We start from the raw sequence: 17,525 nt of genomic DNA, 5'->3' as shown, positions 1-17,525 counted from the left end.
GATCGCGGCGACCAGCGGCTTCCGTAGACTCCCAGCCATGCGTCTAGGTCGAGTTGCCAGTCCCGATGGGGTCGCGTTCGTGAGCATCGAAGGTGAGGGGGACACCGCCGTCGCGAAGGAGATCGCCGAGCACCCGTTCGGTACTCCGACGTTCACCGGGCGCAGCTGGCCGCTGGCGGACGTGCGCCTGCTCGCGCCGATCCTGGCCAGCAAGGTCGTGTGCGTGGGCAAGAACTACGCCGCGCACGCCGCCGAGATGGGCGGGGCCGCGCCGGAGCAGCCGGTGATCTTCATCAAGCCGAACACCGCCATCGTCGGGCCGAACGTGCCGATCGTCTATCCGCCCAGTTCCACCCGAGTCGACTACGAGGGCGAGCTGGCCGTGGTCATCGGACGGCCCTGCAAGGATGTGCCCGCCGCGCGGGCGCGCGATGTCATCCTCGGCTACACCGTCGCCAACGATGTGACCGCTCGTGACCAGCAGCAGAGCGACGGGCAGTGGACCAGGGGCAAGGGGTACGACACCTTCTGCCCGCTCGGCCCGTGGATCGAAACCGACCTCGACCCCGCGGATCTGGAGATCCGTACCGAACTCGACGGCGAGGTGCGCCAGCGCAGCCGGACTTCGCTTCTGCTGCACGACATCCCGCAGCTCGTCGAATGGGTGAGTACGGTCATGACGCTGCTGCCCGGCGATGTGATCCTCACCGGAACACCCGAGGGCGTCGGCCCGATGCAGGTCGGACAGCAGGTGTCCGTGACCGTCGAAGGCATCGGTACGCTCACCAATCCTGTTGCCGCCAAGCGCTGATCGAGAGAGAGCAATGACACCAGTACGGGTCCGTTTCTGCCCGTCGCCGACCGGGACGCCGCACGTCGGCCTGATCCGCACCGCCCTGTTCAACTGGGCGTACGCCCGACACACCGGCGGCGCCTTCGTCTTCCGCATCGAAGACACCGACGCCGCCCGCGATTCCGAGGAGTCCTACGAGGCCATCCTCGACGCGCTGCGGTGGCTCGGGCTCACCTGGGACGAGGGTCCGGAGGTCGGCGGCCCCTATGAGCCCTACCGGCAGTCGCAGCGACGCGATCTGCACCTCGATGTCGTCCGGCGTTTGCTGGAGGCCGGTGAGGCCTATGAATCCTTCTCCACGCCAGAGGAAGTGGAGGCTCGCCACCGGGCTGCCGGCCGCGATCCCAAGCTCGGCTACGACAACTTCGATCGCGATCTGACCCCCGAGGCGATCGCGGCCTACAAGGCCGAGGGCAGGGCGCCGGTAGTGCGGCTGCGGATGCCCGAGGAGGACCTGTCCTGGCACGATCTGGTGCGCGGGGAGACCACCTTCAAGGCGGGCACGGTCCCGGACTTCGCGCTCACCCGCGGTAATGGCATTCCGCTCTACACGCTGGTCAATCCAGTCGACGACGCACTGATGAAGATCACCCACGTATTGCGCGGCGAGGACCTGCTCTCCTCCACGCCGCGTCAGCTCGCGCTGTATGCCGCGCTGCGCCGGATCGGGGTGGCCGATTTCACTCCGGAGTTCGGTCATCTGCCCTTCGTGATGGGTCAGGGCAACAAGAAGTTGTCCAAGCGCGACCCCGAGTCGAACCTCTTCGTGCACCGGGACCGCGGCTTCATTCCTGAAGGTTTGCTGAATTACCTCGCATTGCTCGGTTGGGGCCTTGCTGAGGACCGCGATGTCTTCTCCATGGCCGAGATGGTGGCCGCGTTCGATATCTCGAAAGTGAATTCGAATCCGGCCCGTTTCGACCAGAAGAAGGCCGACGCGATCAATGCCGAGCACATCCGAATGCTGGATCCGGCCGATTTCGCCGGACGGCTGCGGGAGTTCCTCACCGGGCACGGGCACATCGGCGCCGGGACCACAGCCGGCGAGGTGGACGAGAAAGTGTTCGCGGCGGCGGCGGAATTGGTGCAGACCCGCATCGTCGTGCTGAGCGACGCCTGGGATCTGCTGCGATTCCTGTTCGTGCCGGCCGAGGAATTCGCCGTGGACGAGGCGGCGGCCGCGAAGAATCTCGGCCCCGACGCGGTGCCGGTGCTGGAGGCGGCCGCGGCCGCGCTGGAGCCGCTCACCTCCTGGACCACCCCCGTGATCGAGGAGGCGCTCAAAACGGCGCTGATCGACGATCTGGGCCTCAAACCCCGCAAGGCATTCACGCCGGTGCGGGTGGCTGTCACCGGCTCGCACATCAGCCCGCCACTGTACGAGTCGCTGGAACTGCTCGGGCGTGAGATCACTCTCGCTCGGCTGCGCTCGGCTATCGAATCCTCGCGGGAGTAGCGAGGGCCGGCGGTGCCGGGGTCTGGGAGCTGGGGTGGGGCGCCGTCCGGGCTCCACACCCCGGCAATCGGCTCGAAACCGCCGAAAACATGCCTCTGACCAGGCGATTTGTAGTTTACCCTCTGGGGTTTGGTAATCTCTTTCTCGGCCGGAACACGGACCGGAGTCAGCCAGACTCCGGGAAGAAAGTCCAGGTCATTGGGGTATGGTGTAATTGGCAACACAGCTGATTCTGGTTCAGCCATTCTAGGTTCGAGTCCTGGTACCCCAGCGGAAAGTGTTGCACGTCTCTCGGTTCGCGACCGAAAGTAGTTCAGCACCCGGCGATTTGGTCGCCGGGCTCCGGTCGGCTAAGCTAACCGAGCACTCCACGGATCGCAGAGATCCACACCGGGTGGTCCTCAGAAATGAGAGATCATGTCCCTGGCCCCGTCGTCTAGCGGCCTAGGACGCCGCCCTCTCAAGGCGGTAGCGCGGGTTCGAATCCCGTCGGGGCTACAACGAAAGGCTCCCGCTCGTCACGAGCGGGAGCCTTTCTCGTTCCGGCTCTCTTCCGGCGCGGTCTCACTCCAGGCCGGCGGCGGTGCTCCCGCCGAGCGGCATGGCGGGCAGGCCGAGCTTGCGATGGTCCCAGCTGCGGATGCGGGTCGGCACGACCCGCACGGCGACCCGCTTGTGCAGCATGTTCGCCACCAGCGGAGCGACCTCCTCGCTGTAGGGCCCGGTGTAGCGCTCCCATACGCTGACCCCGACCCGCCAGATGGCGTCCGGGTCCTCCACGATCTCGGCGGTGCCCTCGAGGGAGACCCCGCGCAACTGGTCGTAGGTGTGGCCGGCTTCCACCATGCAGGTGATCCGCGAGTCGCGGCGCAGGTTCACCACCTTCTGCGACTTGGCCTTGGTCTCGAACCACAGCTCCGGCAGGGTGCGGACCGACCCGTCGGCCTCGCGCTCGCCGCCGATCAGCGCGTACCACATGGCGATCAGATGCGGGGCGCCGCCGGGGCCGATGGTCGCCAGGGTGGCGATGCGACTGTTCTCCAGGAACTCGGCGACCTCGGCGTCGGCCATGACGATCTGCGCGCGTTGATTGACTCCCATTCGCCCACTCTAGGGCGAGAATGAAACGTGTTACAGCCTTTTGTGGAGCGCGTCCGACGCGGCCACCAGGTCGGCCGCCCAGCGCGCGCCCGGCCGCCTGCCCATCCGGTCGATCGGGCCGGACACCGAGACCGCCGCGACCACGAGGCCCGCGGTATCGCGCACCGGTGCCGAGACGCTGGCCACGCCGGAGGCGCGTTCGGCGGCGCTCTGCGCCCACCCGCGCTTGCGCACCTCCGCCAGCACGCGCTCGCCGAACACGGCGTCGGGCAGTACGGCCCGCTGCACCTCGGCATCGGCCCAGGCGAGCAGGACCTTGGCCGCCGAACCCGCGGTGAGCGGTAGGCGAGCGCCGATGGGGACGGTGTCGCGCAAGCCGGAGGGCGGCTCCATGGCGGCCACGCAGACGCGGGCCTGGCCGTCGCGGACGTAGAGTTGGACGCTCTCGCCGGTGATCTCCCGCAGCCGCGGCAGGATGAGGGTCGCCGCTTCCTGGAGCGGATCGTTGGCGGTCGCGGACAGCTCCGCCAGTGCCGGGCCGGGCCGCCAGATGCCGTTGTTGTCACGGGCGAGCAGGCGGTGCGTTTCCAGGCCCACCGCGAGCCGGTGCGCGGTGGCGCGCGGCAGGCCGGTGCGGGCGCAGAGGTCGTTGAGGCCGCAGGGTTGCTCGGCGACCGCGTAGAGCACCGCCACCGCTTTGTCCAGAACGCCGATACCGCTATGCTGTCTCATAGAACGATACTAGCGTCTCGGATACTGAGATTCGAATACTGAGAATCGAATACCGCGAATCCCACCCCGGGAAGGTCGACCGGAAGCCGGCCCGGAGATCGAATCGGTGGGAACCCTCGGAAAAGCGATCTCGCCGGACACCGGCCTCGGGCGGCTCCGCCCGGGCGAGTCCGCCGGACGCGAGAGCCCAGCCCGTGCAGTCAGCCGCCCTCCGCAGCCCGGAGGCAGCGGACCTGCTGTTTCGTTTCGAAAGGTGAGCGAGAAATGACCGACCGCCCCCGTACCCTGGCCGAGAAGGTCTGGGACGAGCATGTCGTCGCCCGCGGTGAGGGTGAAGGCGCCTCGCGCGAGCCCGATCTGATCTACATCGATCTGCATCTGGTGCACGAGGTGACCAGTCCGCAGGCCTTCGACGGTCTGCGCGCCGCGGGCCGACCGGTGCGCCGGCCGGATCTCACCATCGCCACCGAGGACCACAACGTCCCGACCGTCGACATCGACAAGCCGATCGCGGACCCGATCTCGCGTACCCAGGTCGAGACGCTGCGGCGCAACTGCGCGGAGTTCGGCATCCGCCTGCACCCGATGGGTGACATCGAGCAGGGCATCGTGCACGTGGTCGGGCCGCAGCTGGGGCTGACCCAGCCGGGCACCACCGTGGTCTGCGGCGACAGCCACACCTCCACGCACGGCGCGTTCGGCGCGCTGGCCATGGGCATCGGCACCAGCGAGGTCGAGCACGTGCTGGCCACTCAGACGCTGTCGCTGCGCCCGTTCAAGACCATGGCGATCGACATCGACGGTCAGTTGCCGCACGGAGTCACCAGTAAGGACGTGATTCTCGCGGTCATCGCCCAGATCGGCACCGGCGGCGGTCAGGGCTACGTGCTCGAGTACCGCGGCGAGGCCGTCCGGTCGATGTCGATGGAAGCCCGGATGACCATGTGCAACATGTCCATCGAGGCGGGCGCCAGGGCGGGCATGATCGCCCCCGACGAGGTCACCTACGAATTCTTGAAAGGCCGCCCCCATGCCCCCAAGGGGGCCGACTGGGACGCCGCGGTGGCCGCCTGGGATGCGCTCAGGACCGACGAAGGGGCGGTTTTCGACGCCGAGGTGCACATCGACGCGAGCACGCTGAGCCCGTTCGTCACCTGGGGCACCAACCCCGGTCAGGGCGCGCCGCTGAGTTCGGCGGTGCCGAATCCGGCCGAGATCGCCGACGAGACGGCCCGGGAGGCCGCGGAGAAGGCGCTGCGGTATATGGATTTGATCCCGGGCACGCCGCTGCGCGAGGTCCCGGTCGACACCGTTTTCGTCGGATCGTGCACCAACGGCCGGATCGAGGACCTGCGCGCGGTGGCCGATGTGTTGAAGGGTCGTCGGGTCGCCGACGGCGTGCGGATGCTGGTGGTGCCCGGTTCCATGCGGGTGCGCGCACAGGCCGAATCCGAGGGGCTCGGCGAAATCTTCACCGCCGCGGGCGCGGAATGGCGGCAGGCGGGCTGCTCGATGTGCCTGGGCATGAATCCCGATCAGCTGGAGCCGGGTCAGCGCTGCGCCTCCACCTCGAATCGCAACTTCGAGGGCAGGCAGGGCAAGGGGGGCCGCACCCACCTGGTTTCCCCGCTGGTGGCCGCGGCCACCGCGGTGCGCGGAACGCTGTCCTCACCCGCCGATCTGGCCTGAAAGCCCACCCTTCACCTTTTTCGACCAGGAGAGAATCCGATGGAAGCCTTCACCGTGCACAAGGGAATCGGCGTGCCGCTGCGCCGGTCCAATGTCGACACCGACCAGATCATTCCGGCGGTCTACCTGAAGCGGGTCACTCGCACCGGATTCGAGGACGGGCTGTTCGCCGCCTGGCGCAACGACCCGGACTTCATTCTGAACATCGAACCCTTCAACCGAGGCACCGTACTGGTGGCGGGACCGGATTTCGGCACCGGATCCTCCCGTGAACACGCCGTTTGGGCGCTGTCGGACTACGGCTTTCGAGTGGTCATCGCCTCCCGCTTCGCCGACATCTTCCGCGGCAATGCGGGTAAGGGCGGTCTGTTGGCCGCGCAGATGTCACAGAACGATGTCGAAATGCTCTGGAAGATGATCGAGGAACAGCCCGGTCTCGAATTGACGGTGGACCTGCACGCGCGCACGGTCACCGCCGGAACCGTCGTGTTGCCGTTCGATATTGATGACTACACGCGGTGGCGTCTGCTCGAGGGTTTGGACGACATCGGCCTTACGCTGCGCCGTAGTGACGTGATCGCCGAGTTCGAAAAGGCAAGGCCGGCATGGAAGCCCACCACGCTTCCGGCGCCTATTTCGCAGACGTAATCACCGGCGCGGTGATAGCTGGGCCTCATCAGAAGCGGTAGCTGGACGTGTGCTAAACCACCATGAATTTTGGCGTGGCACATAGACTCTTGCTCAATGTGGGTTTACCGTGGTACCTAGTCGGTCCGACGACGGGCCATTAGTCTGCGGAGGATTCAATGAACAAGGCGGAACTGATCGACGTTCTGACCGAAAAGTTGGGTACGGACAGGCGCACGGCTACCGCGGCAGTCGAGCACGTTGTCGACACCATCGTGCGTGCAGTGCACAAGGGCCAGAGCGTCACCATCACCGGATTCGGTGTCTTCGAACAGCGCAAGCGGGCTCCCCGGGTCGCCAGGAACCCGCGCACCGGCGAAACCGTCAAGGTGAAAGCCACTTCGGTGCCGGCGTTCCGGCCTGGCGCCCAGTTCAAAGCCGTCATCGCGGGTAAGCAGAAGCTGGCCGCGACCGGCCCCGCGGTCAAGCGCGGCGTGAATGCGCCTGTGGCGGCCAAGAAGACCGCGGCCAAGAAGACCACGGCCAAGGCGGCGGCCAAGAAGGCCGCCACCAAGGCACCGGCCAAGAAGGCCGCCACCAAGGCGCCCGCGAAGACCACCGCGCGCAAGACGACCGCGACCAAGACCGCGGCCAAGAAGGCGCCCGCGAAGAAGACCACCACCAGGGCGACGGCCGCCAAGAGCACCACCGCCGCCAAGAAGACGACCGCCGCCAAGAAGACCACGACGGCCAAGGCGACCCCGGCCAAGGCCACCGCCGCAAAGAAGACCACGGCGGCAAAGAAGGCCCCCGCGAAGAAGACCGCGGCCAAGCGGACGACCACCCGCCGCTGACGCCGCACAACGCGCCGAACGCCGCGTACCCCGCCGCAGGCGCGGCACACGCGCATACACCGCCGCTGGACCGATAACGGCCCCGGGAACACCGTCCCGGGGCCGATTCGGCGTGTGCGGGCGCTATCGGCCGAGGTATTTCGCTGAGCAGGTCACGATTTCACTACGGAGGCCGACAGCTTGCGGTCGAGATGATCCGCGGCGACCAGTCGCCCGCCGGCGAACGAGAGCACCCACGCGCTGCCTTTGCGATTGCGTGCCGGCGGCAGTTTCGATCCGTCGCGATTCGCCCACCAGTCCAGCAGATCGGGAATCACTCCGCCCTGACTGCACACCACCCGCACCTCATCGGGCGAGATCAGTTCGGTGGCCCGCCTCCTGGCCGCCTCGGGGTCGGCGTCGTAGGCGGATTCCGACAACGTCGGCTCCAGGAGGACCTCGACGCCCAGTTTGTCCGCCAGCGGCCGCACCGTGTCCACGCAGCGCACCGGCGGCGCCGAGTGCACCGCGGCAGGGCCGAAGGTGAGCAGGTTGGGCACCAGTGCCCGCGCCTGTTCCTGGCCGGCCTGTTCGAGCGGGCGCTGATCGTCCGGTCCGTCGAAACGGTCGCGGTTACCGGCTTTCGCGTGGCGCACCAGAATCATGGTGGCGGTGTCGGCGGGCAGTCGGGCGAAGGTGCGCACCACCTGACGGTCCATCGGATACGACAACGCGTCCATCACCCGATCGAGCGGATACCAGCGCAGTTCGTCGACTTCGGAATCGGCGTGGAATTCGCCGCCGGCCGCCGAGGCCGCCCAGTAATCGACGCGCTTGAGCCGGCGGTGGCCGGGAATGGGATAGGTGACCGACCCGAGGTATCTGCCGAGCCGGCAGGAAAGACCGGTCTCCTCGTGGACCTCACGCACCGCGGCGAGCATCGGCGTCTCGCCGGGGTCGAGTTTGCCCTTGGGCAGCGACCAGTCGCCGTACTTCGGCCGGTGCACGACGGCGATCTCGATCCCGCCCTTGGTGCCGGGACGCCACAGCACCGCGCCTGCCGCGTGGATATTGGCGGTGACCCGGGGATCGGTGATCGGGCCCTCGTCGGTGTAGCCAGCGTGTTCGATCACGGCTGCTCCGGCCTCCGTAGTCGCATCATGTACTGCTGGTGATCGCGAACCTGCTCGCCCTGCCCGTCCTCGGTGGAGTCGTGGCCGGGGGAAGCGGCCCAGCTGCCGTCCGGCTGCAGCACCCAGCATCGGGTGGTCGGGTAGAGGGCGGAATCGAGCACTCGTGCCAATTGCTCTTTCAGCTTGGGATCGTTCACCTTCGCCATGACCTCCACGCGCCGGTCGAGATTGCGGTGCATCATGTCGGCGCTGCCGATCCAGAACTCGTCCTGCGCCTGGAAATGCAGCAACCGCGAGTGCTCGAGGAACCGGCCGAGGATCGATCGCACTTCGATGTTCTCGCTCATGCCCGGCACACCCGGCTTGAGGCCGCAGATGCCGCGCACGACGATCTGCACCGGCACACCCGCCTGCGAGGCGCGGTACAGCGCGTCGATGACCTGCTCATCGACAATCGCGTTGGCCTTCAACCGGATTCGCGCTGCCACGCCCTGCTGGGCCAGTTCGATCTCGCGCTGGATTCGCTCGATGATGCCTGCGCGAACCCCTTGCGGGGCAACCAGCAGATTGCGGTAGTCCGACTTTCGCGAATATCCGGTCAGCGAGTTGAACAGATCGGTGAGATCCGCGCCGATTTCCGGTGCGGCAGTGAGCAATCCGACGTCCTCGTACAGTCGCGCGGTCTTCGGGTTGTAGTTGCCGGTGCCGATATGGCAGTAGCGCCGGATCGTGGAGCCCTCGCGTCGCACCACCAGGCAGGTCTTGCAGTGCGTCTTGAGGCCGATGAGCCCGTAGACCACGTGCACGCCCGCCTGTTCGAGCTTGCGGGCCCACTTGATATTGGCCTGCTCGTCGAAGCGGGCCTTGATCTCCACCAGCGCCACGACCTGCTTGCCCGCCTCGGCGGCGTCGATGAGCGCGTTGACGATGGGGGAGTCACCCGAGGTGCGGTACAGCGTCTGCTTGATGGCCAGCACCTGCGGATCGGCGGCGGCCTGTTCGATGAAGCGCTGCACGCTGGTGGAGAACGAATCGTAGGGGTGGTGCACGAGCACGTCCCCCTCGCGCAGCGCGGCGAAGACATTGCGCGGGGTCTCGCGCTCCCCGAACGCCGGCGGAGTCGCGGGCACGTAGGGGGCATCCTTGAGCAGCGGCCGGTCCACGCCGTAGACCTGCCACAGGCAGGACAGGTCGAGCAGACCGGGCACCTGGATCACGTCGGCGGGATCGACGTCGAGTTCGCGCAGCAGCAGATCGAGCATGTGCTCGGTCATGTCGTCGGAGACCTCGAGTCGCACCGGGGAACCGAAGCGGCGCCTGGCCAGTTCGCGTTCGAGGGCCTGCAGCAGATCCTCGTCGCGGTCCTCGTCTACCTCGAAATCGGCATTGCGGGTGATGCGGAAGGAATGGTGCTCGACGACTTCCATGCCGGGGAACAGCTGCTCCAGGTGCGCGGCGATGAGGGCTTCCATCGGCAGGAAGGCCGCGATGGAGCCGGACGTGCGGCGCACCCGCACGAACCGGTCGACATTGTCGGGGACCTTGACGCGGGCGAAGTGCTCGCCGCCGGTGACCGAGTCCTTCACGGTCACCGCCAGGTTCAGGCTCAGGCCGCTGATGTAGGGGAACGGGTGCGCCGGATCCACCGCCAGCGGGGTCAGGACGGGGAAGACCTGATCCTGGAAGTACGCCGACTGGCGCTTGCGCTCCTCGGCGTCCAGATCGTCCCAGCCGATGATGTCGATGCCCTCGGCGGTGAGCGCGGGCAGCACCGAATCCATGAACACCCGCGCGTGCCTGGCGGCGATCTCCTGGGTGCGGGCGGCGATCAGTGCCAGCTGTTCGCTCGGCGAGCGTCCGTCGGCCGATCGCACCGACAGACCGGTCTCGGCGCGTCGTTTGAGACCGGCGACGCGCACCATGAAGAACTCGTCGAGGTTCGAGGAGAAGATCGCCAGGAACTTCGCCCGCTCCAGCAGGGGCAGCGAGGCGTCCTCGGCCAGGGCGAGAACCCGTGCGTTGAAGTCGAGCCAGCTCAATTCCCGATTGAGGTAGCGATCCTGCGGCAAACGCTGTGTCGCCTGGTCTGGTCGGGGAGGCGTCGCGGCCGGGGGCGGCGTTGGCAGCTGCTGCTGCTTGACGATTTCCGTAGGGCTCACATCACCGATCATCCCTTACCGGCGGCCCGGCGCGCACGTCGACGTCGCAACGAACACAGCGTCGCGACCTGGGGGACGGCGACCCGCTAGCACACTCGGCGGGCCGGTTCGTGAACGCGGCAGGACCAGCCGATGTCGTGCAGAACAGCGCGCGTGGACGAACCCGCACCCAGCTCGGTCACCAGCTCGAGATCGGCGACCGTGTCGACGTCCAGCCGCAGGCCGGGCCAATCGCCCCCCAGTTCCACCGCGCCCCCCGCGACGTGGCGTCGCGCGGAGTCCACGCCGAACGCGGGTGCGAGCTCGCCGCCGCCGCGCACCAGCAGGGCGGCGGTGCCCGAGCCGGTGTGGTCGGCGACCACGGCGCGTCCGTGCGGCGGGGCGGTGTCGAGCATGTCGGCGAGCTCGGCCGGGCGCAACGCGGGGAGATCGGCCTGCAGGACCAGCAGGTCGGCGCCGTGGTGCTCGGCGCGCAGGCTCGCGGCGGCGTGGATCAGTGCGGTGTTGAGGCCGTCGGTGGTGTCGAGGCCGTCGGCCGCGGGTTCGGGATGAGCGTGGGCGCCGAGCGCGCCGATCAGGTCGGTCACCGTCGCGTCCGGGGTGACCACGGTGACCGTGCGGATCTGCGGGACCGCCGTGGCGGCGGTGACGGTGTCGGCGAGCATGGCGAGGACGAGGCGGGCCCGGTGTGGTGCGGGCAACCGGTCGGCGAGGCGGCTCTTGGCCTGATCGAGGCGCTTGACCGCGATCAGGGCGTGCACGGCGTGCGGACGCATGGGCCCAATCCTTGCATGGCATATTGGGTTGATGACGAGGGCGGCAGTACTTGGTGCGGGATCATGGGGCACCGCGTTCGCGAAGGTGTTGGCCGACGCGGGAACGGAAGTGACCATCTGGGCCAGGCGCCCGGAGATCGCCGAGGCGATCGCGACCGAGCATCGCAACCCCGCCTACCTGCCCGACGTGCGGCTACCCGGGATCGCCGCCACCCACGACCCCGAACTCGCGCTGCGCGGCGCGGAACTGGTGGTGCTCGCGGTGCCCTCGCAATCGCTGCGCGCGAACCTGACGGCATGGCGACCCGCGCTGCGCGCCGCGATCGACGACCACGACGCCACCTTGCTGAGTCTGGCCAAGGGCATCGAGACCGGCACGCTGTTGCGGATGAGCGAGGTCATCGAAGAGGTGACCGGCGCGGAGCGCGAACGCATCGCGGTGCTGTCCGGACCGAATCTGGCCAAGGAGATCGCCGCGGGCCAGCCGGCGGCGACCGTGGTCGCCTGCGTCGATTCGGCGCGGGCGGAGGCGGTGCAACGCGCCTGCTACACCGGCTATTTCCGGCCTTACACCAATACCGATGTGGTGGGCTGCGAGATCGGCGGCGCCTGTAAGAACGTCATCGCGCTGGCCACCGGCATCGCGGCGGGCATGGGACTGGGCGACAACTCGATCGCCAGCATCATCACCCGCGGGCTGGCCGAGATCATCCGCCTCGCGGTCACCCTGGGCGCCGAACCGGTGACGCTGGCCGGGTTGGCGGGCGTCGGCGACCTCGTCGCGACCTGCACCTCGCCGCTGTCGCGCAACCGGTCCTTCGGTCATGTGCTCGGTGCGGGCGGTTCGATGGAAGCCGCGCAACAGGCCACCCATGGCCAGGTCGCCGAGGGTGTGAAGTCGTGCACATCGGTGCGGGCGCTGGCCGCCGCGCACGGGGTGGAGATGCCGCTGACCGATGCCGTGCACCGCGTGTGCCACGAGGGAGTTTCGGTGCGCGACGCGGTCGGCAGCCTGCTCGGCAGACGCATCAAGCCGGAGTAGTGACCCCAGAAGTGCGGGTGCGGCGGACACCGGCGCGCCCGGTACGGTTCCTGGCATGACGAACCGGATCAGGGTGGCGGTGGTGTTCGGCGGGCGCAGCAACGAGCACGCGGTGTCGTGTGTGTCCGCGGCCAGCGTGCTGCGGCATCTGGATCGCGACAGGTACGAGCCCGTCCCGATCGGCATCACCGTCGACGGCGGCTGGGTGCTGGCGAACCAGGCGAACTCGGACGCCGCCTCGATCGGCCTGAGCCACGAGGCGTTGCCGTCGGTGGACGCGACCGGCACCGCGCTCACCCTGACCCCCGACCCGACCAGGGCGGGCGCGCTGGTCGCGCTCGACGATCCCGGCGCGGTGCTCGGTTCGGTCGACGTGGTCTTCCCGGTCCTGCACGGACCGTTCGGCGAGGACGGCACGCTCCAGGGCATGTTGGAACTGGCGGGCGTGCCCTATGTCGGACCCGGCGTGCTGGCCAGCGCGGCGGGCATGGACAAGGAGTTCACCAAGAAGCTGCTCGCCGCGGAGGGGCTGCCGATCGGCAGGCAGGTGGTGCTGCGGCCGGGGACCGCGACCCTCACCGACGAACAGCGTGCCGAACTCGGATTGCCGGTGTTCGTCAAACCCGCGCGGGCCGGCTCGTCCATCGGCATCACCAAGGTCGACGAGTGGAGCGGTCTGGACGCGGCGATCGGCAAGGCCAGGCAGCACGATCCGAAGGTGATCGTGGAAGCGGGCATCGTCGGGCGCGAGGTCGAGTGCGGCGTGCTGGAATTCCCGGACGGGCGGGTGGACGCGAGTGTCGTCGCCGAGATCAAGATGCCTGAGGGAGACGGGCCGCAGTTCTACGACTTCGACACCAAGTACCTCGACGACGTCTGCGAATTCGATGTGCCCGCCAAGCTCGACGACGAGATCACCGACACGGTGCGGCAGATGGCGGTGCGGGCGTTCCGCGCGCTGGACTGCCAGGGGCTGGCTCGGGTCGACTTCTTCGTCACCGAGGACGGACCGGTGATCAACGAGATCAACACCATGCCCGGATTCACCTCGATCTCGATGTACCCACGGATGTGGGAAGCGGCGGGCGTGGACTATGCCACGCTGGTGTCCACTCTGATCGACACCGCCGTGGCGCGCGGGACCGGACTGCGCTGACAGGCCGGGCACGCATCGGGACGCGACCCGTCGCTCAGTTGGGAAGCGGGCCCGGATCGATCTCGCGCGGGGCCATACCGGCGGCGATGGCATCGGAGACCGCCTGCAACGGCGTCGGGCCGGAGCCTTCCGGGATGGTCAGCGCGATGTAGGTCTCGCGATCGACGGCGAACCAGGTGCTGGCCGCGGCGGCATCGTCGCGGATCTCGAACCAGCGCACATCGTTGACGATCTGCAGCGGTGAGGCGCGGTGGAATTCGAGCGGGCGCTCCAGGCCGCAGCGCAACACGATCGGTTCGCCTTCGCCCTCGGGCTGCCAGGCCTTGGTGCCGGGCGGGACCGGTTCGACCAGAGTGGCCGCGGTGTAATCGCCGAGTTCCTCGGGCAGGGTGGGCAGCAGCGCCGCGCAGGCCGGGCCGTCGGCAGCGGGTGCGGGGACCGCGCCCAGCGCCAGCGGCTCGCGCTCGACCGACGTATTGCCCGCGATCAGCGCGGCGACGAGCAGACCGACCACGAGCACGACGGGCAGTGCGACGGCGGTCGCGATCAACGCGGGGGAGTACCGGGACTCGGCGACGTCCTCGACGGTCCCGCTGTCGGAAGCGCCGTTCCCGTCGGAGCGGGCCGCGTCCTCGCGCGAGTGGTCCTCGCGGGAAGCGGTTTCGTGGGAGATGTCCTCGTCCGGCGCATCCGCCGCCATGCCCTGGTCCTTTTCGATCTCGTCGGCATCGGAGCCGCTCGGTGGTGCCGAGCGTTCAGAACAGGGTACCGTCGTGCCGACTTCTGCCCGCACGACCTCGGGAAAGGGGCCACGGCCATCAGCGAGAGCGCGACGCCGCGGACGGTGCGCGAATTGGGGGAGTTCGCGCTCATCGAGCGCATCAACGCCGGGCGTGTGCACACCGCCGGTGTCCTGCTGGGACCCGGCGACGACGCCGCGGTGGTGGCCGCGCCGGACGGGCGCTTCGTCGTCTCCACCGACATGCTGGTGGAGGGCAGGCACTTTCGGCTGGATTGGTCCCGCCCGCGCGATATCGGACGCAAGGCCATCGCCCAGAACGCCGCCGATGTCTACGCGATGGGGGCGGCGCCCTCGGCGTTCGTGGTGGCGCTCGGCTGCCCCGCCGACACCCCGGTCGAGGTGATCGACGAGCTCTCCGACGGGATGTGGGCCGAGGCCGGCCGGGCAGGGGCCTCGATCGCGGGGGGTGACCTGGTGCGCAGCCCGCAACTGGTGATCTCGGTGACCGCGTTCGGGGACCTGCGCGGACAGCCCGCGATCAGCCGCTCGGGGGCACGGCCGGGCGACGTCGTCGCGGTCGCGGGTGCGCTCGGGTGGTCGGCGGCCGGGTTGGCGGTGTTCGAGAGGGGCGCATTCGCCCGGGGCGAGGACGCCGAGCCCGGCTCGTCCACCGAGCACCGCGTTTCCTCCGGTGCGCCCGGCGACGAGGTGTCGGCTCGCGCGCGGCTGTTGGCGGACGTGCTCGCCGCGCACCGTGCTCCACAGCCGCCCTACGACTGCGTCCCGATCGGTACGGGCCCGCGGCCGAACGCGCTGACCGATGTCTCCGACGGACTGCTCGCCGATCTCGGGCATCTCGCCACGGCCTCCGGAGTGGCCATCGATGTGCATTGGGACGCACTGCGGGCACCGGAGCTGGAATCCCTCGCCGCGGAACTGAATGCCGATGCGGCGCAGTGGGTTCTGGTCGGCGGAGAGGACCACGCCTTCGCGGGCGCCTGGTCGGCCGGGGTCGAACTGCCCGCGGGCTGGCGGGTGATCGGTGTGGTCGGCGCGGGCACGGGCGTCACGGTGGACGGCGTGACGCCGCAGGGCGCTGGGGGCTGGGAATCGTTCCGTGGGGCGGAGGCTGCGCCGGGTGACGAAGCGCGATAGGTTGTGCGGTCATGGGCTCGAAACCATTGTCGGAAATCATCGATCCGGGCTGGGCGCAGGCGCTCGAACCGGTGGCCGATCGGATCACGGCCATGGGTGAATTCCTCCGGGCGGAGAATGCCGCCGGACGCGGATACCTGCCCGCGGGGGAGAACGTCCTTCGCGCGTTCCAGCGTCCCTTCCGCGATGTGCGGGTGTTGATCGTCGGCCAGGACCCGTACCCGACGCCGGGACACGCCATGGGCCTGAGTTTCTCGGTGGCGCCGGATGTTTCGCCGATTCCACGCAGCCTGGTCAACATCTTCACCGAACTGCACAAGGATCTCGGTCATCCCACCCCCTCCAACGGGGACCTGAGCCGTTGGTCGGATCAAGGCGTACTGCTGCTGAACCGGGTACTCACCGTCGCTCCCGGCCAGGCCGCCTCCCATCGAGGCAAGGGCTGGGAAGCGGTCACCGAGCAGGCCATCCGCGCGCTGGTGGCCAGGGACGAACCGCTGGTCGCGATCCTGTGGGGCCGCGACGCGGGCACGCTGCGGCCACTGCTGACCGAGGCCGAGGTGCCCTACATCGAGTCGGCGCACCCCTCGCCGCTGTCGGCCTCGCGCGGCTTCTTCGGTTCGCGGCCGTTCTCCCGGGTCAACGAACTACTCGACGAACTCGGTGCCGACCCTGTCGACTGGCGGCTGCCCTGAGCCCGCGGCCCGCGGTGCTCCGGTCCGTGAGTTCGTACCCTCTGATCCCCACCGCTGTGCCCCGGGCGAATCCGGGGCCTGTTATATCGCACGCAACGATTCACCGAGGAGCTACACCATGCACCACACGACCGTTCGCGCGGGACTGCGCGGCACCCTGACGACCCTGGCGCTGGCAGGCGCACTGGCGGGGGGCGCGTCCGCTGCGAACGCCGAGCCGCTGCCGCTGCAGCCCTACACGGAGCCGGTGGTCGAATCCGCTCCCGTGGCGGAGGAATTCACCTCGACCGGCACCTCCACCATCTCCTCCGCGGTGAACGCGAAGATCGCCTGCACCCTCCAGCGCACCCTCAGCGCCATGCCGCTGGATTGCTGACCAGCTGAAACACCTATCTCGCGGGCCGGTGACAGTGTCACCGGCCCGCGTTCGCGTCGGGGGCACTGTGAGAAAGCACTGTCGGTATGCGATCCTCGGATCGTGAGTAATGCGAAGTATCTCGTCGAGCCGAAGCCGCTGCGGTTGCGTGGCAAGGGCGGGATCGAACTGGCCGCCGACCAGTTCGGACCAGAGGACGGACCGCTCGTCGTGTTCCTGCACGGAGGCGGTCAGACCAGGCACTCCTGGAAGCAGACCGGCGCGGTCCTGGCCGCCGACGGCCTGCGCGTGGTCACCCTCGACGCTCGCGGCCACGGCGACAGCCAGTGGGCTCCCGACCGCGACTACTCTCGTGCGGTCCTGGTGGAGGATCTCGTCGAGGTGCTCGACCAACTGGGCGCCACCGCCGAACACGGCGCGGTGATCGTCGGCGCGAGCATGGGTGGCATCACCGGGCTGCTGGCCACCTCCCATCCCCGTGGCGCGGGCATCCACGCGCTCGTCCTGGTCGACATCGTGACCAGGCCCGAGTCCCAGGGTGTGGAGCGGGTGCTGAACTTCCTCGGCAAGCATCGCGACGGTTTCGACACCGTCGAGCAGGCGGCCGACGCCGTCTCCGCGTATATGCCGCACCGGCCGCGACCGACCAGCAACGACGGGCTGCTGCGCAATCTTCGTCACCGTGACGGTCGCTGGTACTGGCACTGGGATCCGGACATGATCGCCGGTCGTGGCACCGATGACGCCGACACCGAGGGCATGGCCAGGGTGCTCGAGCCCGCGGCGCGAGCCCTGACCATCCCGGTGATGCTGGTGCGCGGCAGGATGTCCGATGTGGTCAGCGCCGAGGCGGTCGAGGAATTCCTCGAGCAGGTGCCGCACGCCGACGTGGTGGAAATCGGCAATGCCGCGCATACCGCCGCCGGAGACGACAACGACGCCTTCACCGACGCGGTCGCGGAATTCGTGCGCGCGTCGGTTCGCTGAGCGGAGCAGTCGT

At 68.6% G+C, this 17,525-nt stretch carries 17 protein-coding genes and 2 tRNA genes; 13 read left to right on the top strand and 6 right to left on the bottom strand.

From position 1 onward, the window contains the following. Positions 1-37: 37 nt before the first annotated feature. The 4 genes from IU449_RS09485 (at position 38) to IU449_RS09470 (ending at position 2,807) form a co-directional block, all read left to right on the top strand. Positions 38-811, top strand: coding sequence for a fumarylacetoacetate hydrolase family protein (locus IU449_RS09485; RefSeq protein ID WP_195001473.1), 774 nt, complete (start codon positions 38-40; stop codon positions 809-811). A 13-nt stretch (positions 812-824) separates the two neighbouring features. After that, a complete protein-coding gene (gene gltX / locus IU449_RS09480; protein ID WP_195001472.1) occupies positions 825-2,309 on the top strand; it encodes a glutamate--tRNA ligase in 1,485 nt (494 codons plus the stop codon). A 199-nt stretch (positions 2,310-2,508) separates the two neighbouring features. After that, positions 2,509-2,580 (top strand) — tRNA-Gln (locus IU449_RS09475). Between the two features lie 154 nt (positions 2,581-2,734). Further along, positions 2,735-2,807 (top strand) — tRNA-Glu (locus IU449_RS09470). A 66-nt stretch (positions 2,808-2,873) separates the two neighbouring features. Here the strand turns inward: IU449_RS09470 and IU449_RS09465 are convergent. Then, positions 2,874-3,410 carry a pyridoxamine 5'-phosphate oxidase family protein gene (locus tag IU449_RS09465; protein WP_195001471.1) on the bottom strand — a complete coding sequence of 179 codons (537 nt, stop codon included), beginning with the start codon at positions 3,408-3,410 and terminating at the stop codon, positions 2,874-2,876. 30 nt (positions 3,411-3,440) lie between these two features. After that, positions 3,441-4,142 (bottom strand): IclR family transcriptional regulator, encoded by a 702-nt coding sequence (locus IU449_RS09460; RefSeq protein WP_195001470.1) that lies wholly within the window; start codon positions 4,140-4,142, stop codon positions 3,441-3,443. 264 nt (positions 4,143-4,406) lie between these two features. Between IU449_RS09460 and leuC the strand changes: the two genes are divergently transcribed. From leuC to IU449_RS09445, 3 genes are all read left to right on the top strand, one after another. Beyond that, positions 4,407-5,831: a 3-isopropylmalate dehydratase large subunit gene (gene leuC / locus IU449_RS09455; protein ID WP_195001469.1), complete on the top strand. Its 1,425-nt coding sequence runs from the start codon at positions 4,407-4,409 to the stop codon at positions 5,829-5,831. A gap of 39 nt (positions 5,832-5,870) precedes the next feature. Next, entirely contained in the window at positions 5,871-6,479 is a 609-nt protein-coding gene (gene leuD / locus IU449_RS09450) for a 3-isopropylmalate dehydratase small subunit (RefSeq protein WP_195001468.1), read from the top strand. 158 nt (positions 6,480-6,637) lie between these two features. Continuing rightward, the gene (locus tag IU449_RS09445; RefSeq protein WP_195001467.1) at positions 6,638-7,312 is read left to right on the top strand and encodes an HU family DNA-binding protein; all 675 of its coding nucleotides are present in this window, start codon (positions 6,638-6,640) and stop codon (positions 7,310-7,312) included. Positions 7,313-7,464: 152 nt separating this feature from the next. Here the strand turns inward: IU449_RS09445 and IU449_RS09440 are convergent, their stop codons facing one another. The 3 genes from IU449_RS09440 to cofC form a co-directional block, all read right to left on the bottom strand. Next, entirely contained in the window at positions 7,465-8,424 is a 960-nt protein-coding gene (locus IU449_RS09440; RefSeq protein ID WP_324188148.1) for an NUDIX hydrolase, read from the bottom strand. Then, positions 8,421-10,595 (bottom strand): RNA degradosome polyphosphate kinase, encoded by a 2,175-nt coding sequence (locus IU449_RS09435; RefSeq protein ID WP_195001466.1) that lies wholly within the window; start codon positions 10,593-10,595, stop codon positions 8,421-8,423. Before IU449_RS09435 ends, IU449_RS09440 begins: the two co-directional genes overlap by 4 nt. 74 nt (positions 10,596-10,669) lie before the next feature. Continuing rightward, complete coding sequence (cofC, locus tag IU449_RS09430; RefSeq protein ID WP_195001465.1) at positions 10,670-11,359, bottom strand: 2-phospho-L-lactate guanylyltransferase; 690 nt, start codon at positions 11,357-11,359, stop codon at positions 10,670-10,672. A gap of 31 nt (positions 11,360-11,390) precedes the next feature. On the opposite strand from cofC, the gene IU449_RS09425 reads away from it, so the two are divergent. After that, entirely contained in the window at positions 11,391-12,401 is a 1,011-nt protein-coding gene (locus IU449_RS09425) for an NAD(P)H-dependent glycerol-3-phosphate dehydrogenase (RefSeq protein ID WP_195001464.1), read from the top strand. Between the two features lie 55 nt (positions 12,402-12,456). Then, on the top strand, positions 12,457-13,557 hold the full coding sequence (locus IU449_RS09420; protein ID WP_195001463.1) for a D-alanine--D-alanine ligase family protein: 1,101 nt from the start codon (positions 12,457-12,459) through the stop codon (positions 13,555-13,557). 34 nt (positions 13,558-13,591) lie between these two features. Here IU449_RS09420 and IU449_RS09415 read toward each other — a convergent pair whose 3' ends face one another. Next, entirely contained in the window at positions 13,592-14,257 is a 666-nt protein-coding gene (locus IU449_RS09415; protein WP_195001462.1) for a DUF3515 domain-containing protein, read from the bottom strand. Between the two features lie 144 nt (positions 14,258-14,401). Between IU449_RS09415 and IU449_RS09410 the strand changes: the two genes are divergently transcribed. The 4 genes from IU449_RS09410 (at position 14,402) to IU449_RS09395 (ending at position 17,512) form a co-directional block, all read left to right on the top strand. Beyond that, positions 14,402-15,454 (top strand): thiamine-phosphate kinase, encoded by a 1,053-nt coding sequence (locus IU449_RS09410; protein ID WP_416382118.1) that lies wholly within the window; start codon positions 14,402-14,404, stop codon positions 15,452-15,454. An 11-nt stretch (positions 15,455-15,465) separates the two neighbouring features. Continuing rightward, complete coding sequence (locus IU449_RS09405) at positions 15,466-16,149, top strand: uracil-DNA glycosylase (protein WP_195001461.1); 684 nt, start codon at positions 15,466-15,468, stop codon at positions 16,147-16,149. A gap of 118 nt (positions 16,150-16,267) precedes the next feature. Then, the gene (locus tag IU449_RS09400) at positions 16,268-16,525 is read left to right on the top strand and encodes a hypothetical protein (RefSeq protein ID WP_195001460.1); all 258 of its coding nucleotides are present in this window, start codon (positions 16,268-16,270) and stop codon (positions 16,523-16,525) included. Positions 16,526-16,627: 102 nt separating this feature from the next. Further along, positions 16,628-17,512: an alpha/beta fold hydrolase gene (locus IU449_RS09395; RefSeq protein WP_195001459.1), complete on the top strand. Its 885-nt coding sequence runs from the start codon at positions 16,628-16,630 to the stop codon at positions 17,510-17,512. The last annotated feature ends 13 nt before the right edge of the window (positions 17,513-17,525 follow it).

It is taken from the genome of Nocardia higoensis, assembly GCF_015477835.1.
GTDB lineage: Bacteria > Actinomycetota > Actinomycetes > Mycobacteriales > Mycobacteriaceae > Nocardia > Nocardia higoensis_A.
The sequence above is the reverse complement of the archived record's forward strand: the minus strand, read 5'-3'. Positions and strand labels throughout refer to the sequence as shown.

Coding starts and splice junctions, on each gene's coding strand:
- IU449_RS09485 (WP_195001473.1), top strand. CDS start 38: ATGCGTCTAGGTCGAGTTGCCAGTCCCGATGGGGTCGCGTTCGTGAGC.
- gltX (WP_195001472.1), top strand. CDS start 825: ATGACACCAGTACGGGTCCGTTTCTGCCCGTCGCCGACCGGGACGCCG.
- IU449_RS09465 (WP_195001471.1), bottom strand. CDS start 3,410: ATGGGAGTCAATCAACGCGCGCAGATCGTCATGGCCGACGCCGAGGTC.
- IU449_RS09460 (WP_195001470.1), bottom strand. CDS start 4,142: ATGAGACAGCATAGCGGTATCGGCGTTCTGGACAAAGCGGTGGCGGTG.
- leuC (WP_195001469.1), top strand. CDS start 4,407: ATGACCGACCGCCCCCGTACCCTGGCCGAGAAGGTCTGGGACGAGCAT.
- leuD (WP_195001468.1), top strand. CDS start 5,871: ATGGAAGCCTTCACCGTGCACAAGGGAATCGGCGTGCCGCTGCGCCGG.
- IU449_RS09445 (WP_195001467.1), top strand. CDS start 6,638: ATGAACAAGGCGGAACTGATCGACGTTCTGACCGAAAAGTTGGGTACG.
- IU449_RS09435 (WP_195001466.1), bottom strand. CDS start 10,595: ATGATCGGTGATGTGAGCCCTACGGAAATCGTCAAGCAGCAGCAGCTG.
- cofC (WP_195001465.1), bottom strand. CDS start 11,359: ATGCGTCCGCACGCCGTGCACGCCCTGATCGCGGTCAAGCGCCTCGAT.
- IU449_RS09425 (WP_195001464.1), top strand. CDS start 11,391: ATGACGAGGGCGGCAGTACTTGGTGCGGGATCATGGGGCACCGCGTTC.
- IU449_RS09420 (WP_195001463.1), top strand. CDS start 12,457: ATGACGAACCGGATCAGGGTGGCGGTGGTGTTCGGCGGGCGCAGCAAC.
- IU449_RS09415 (WP_195001462.1), bottom strand. CDS start 14,257: ATGGCGGCGGATGCGCCGGACGAGGACATCTCCCACGAAACCGCTTCC.
- IU449_RS09405 (WP_195001461.1), top strand. CDS start 15,466: ATGGGCTCGAAACCATTGTCGGAAATCATCGATCCGGGCTGGGCGCAG.
- IU449_RS09400 (WP_195001460.1), top strand. CDS start 16,268: ATGCACCACACGACCGTTCGCGCGGGACTGCGCGGCACCCTGACGACC.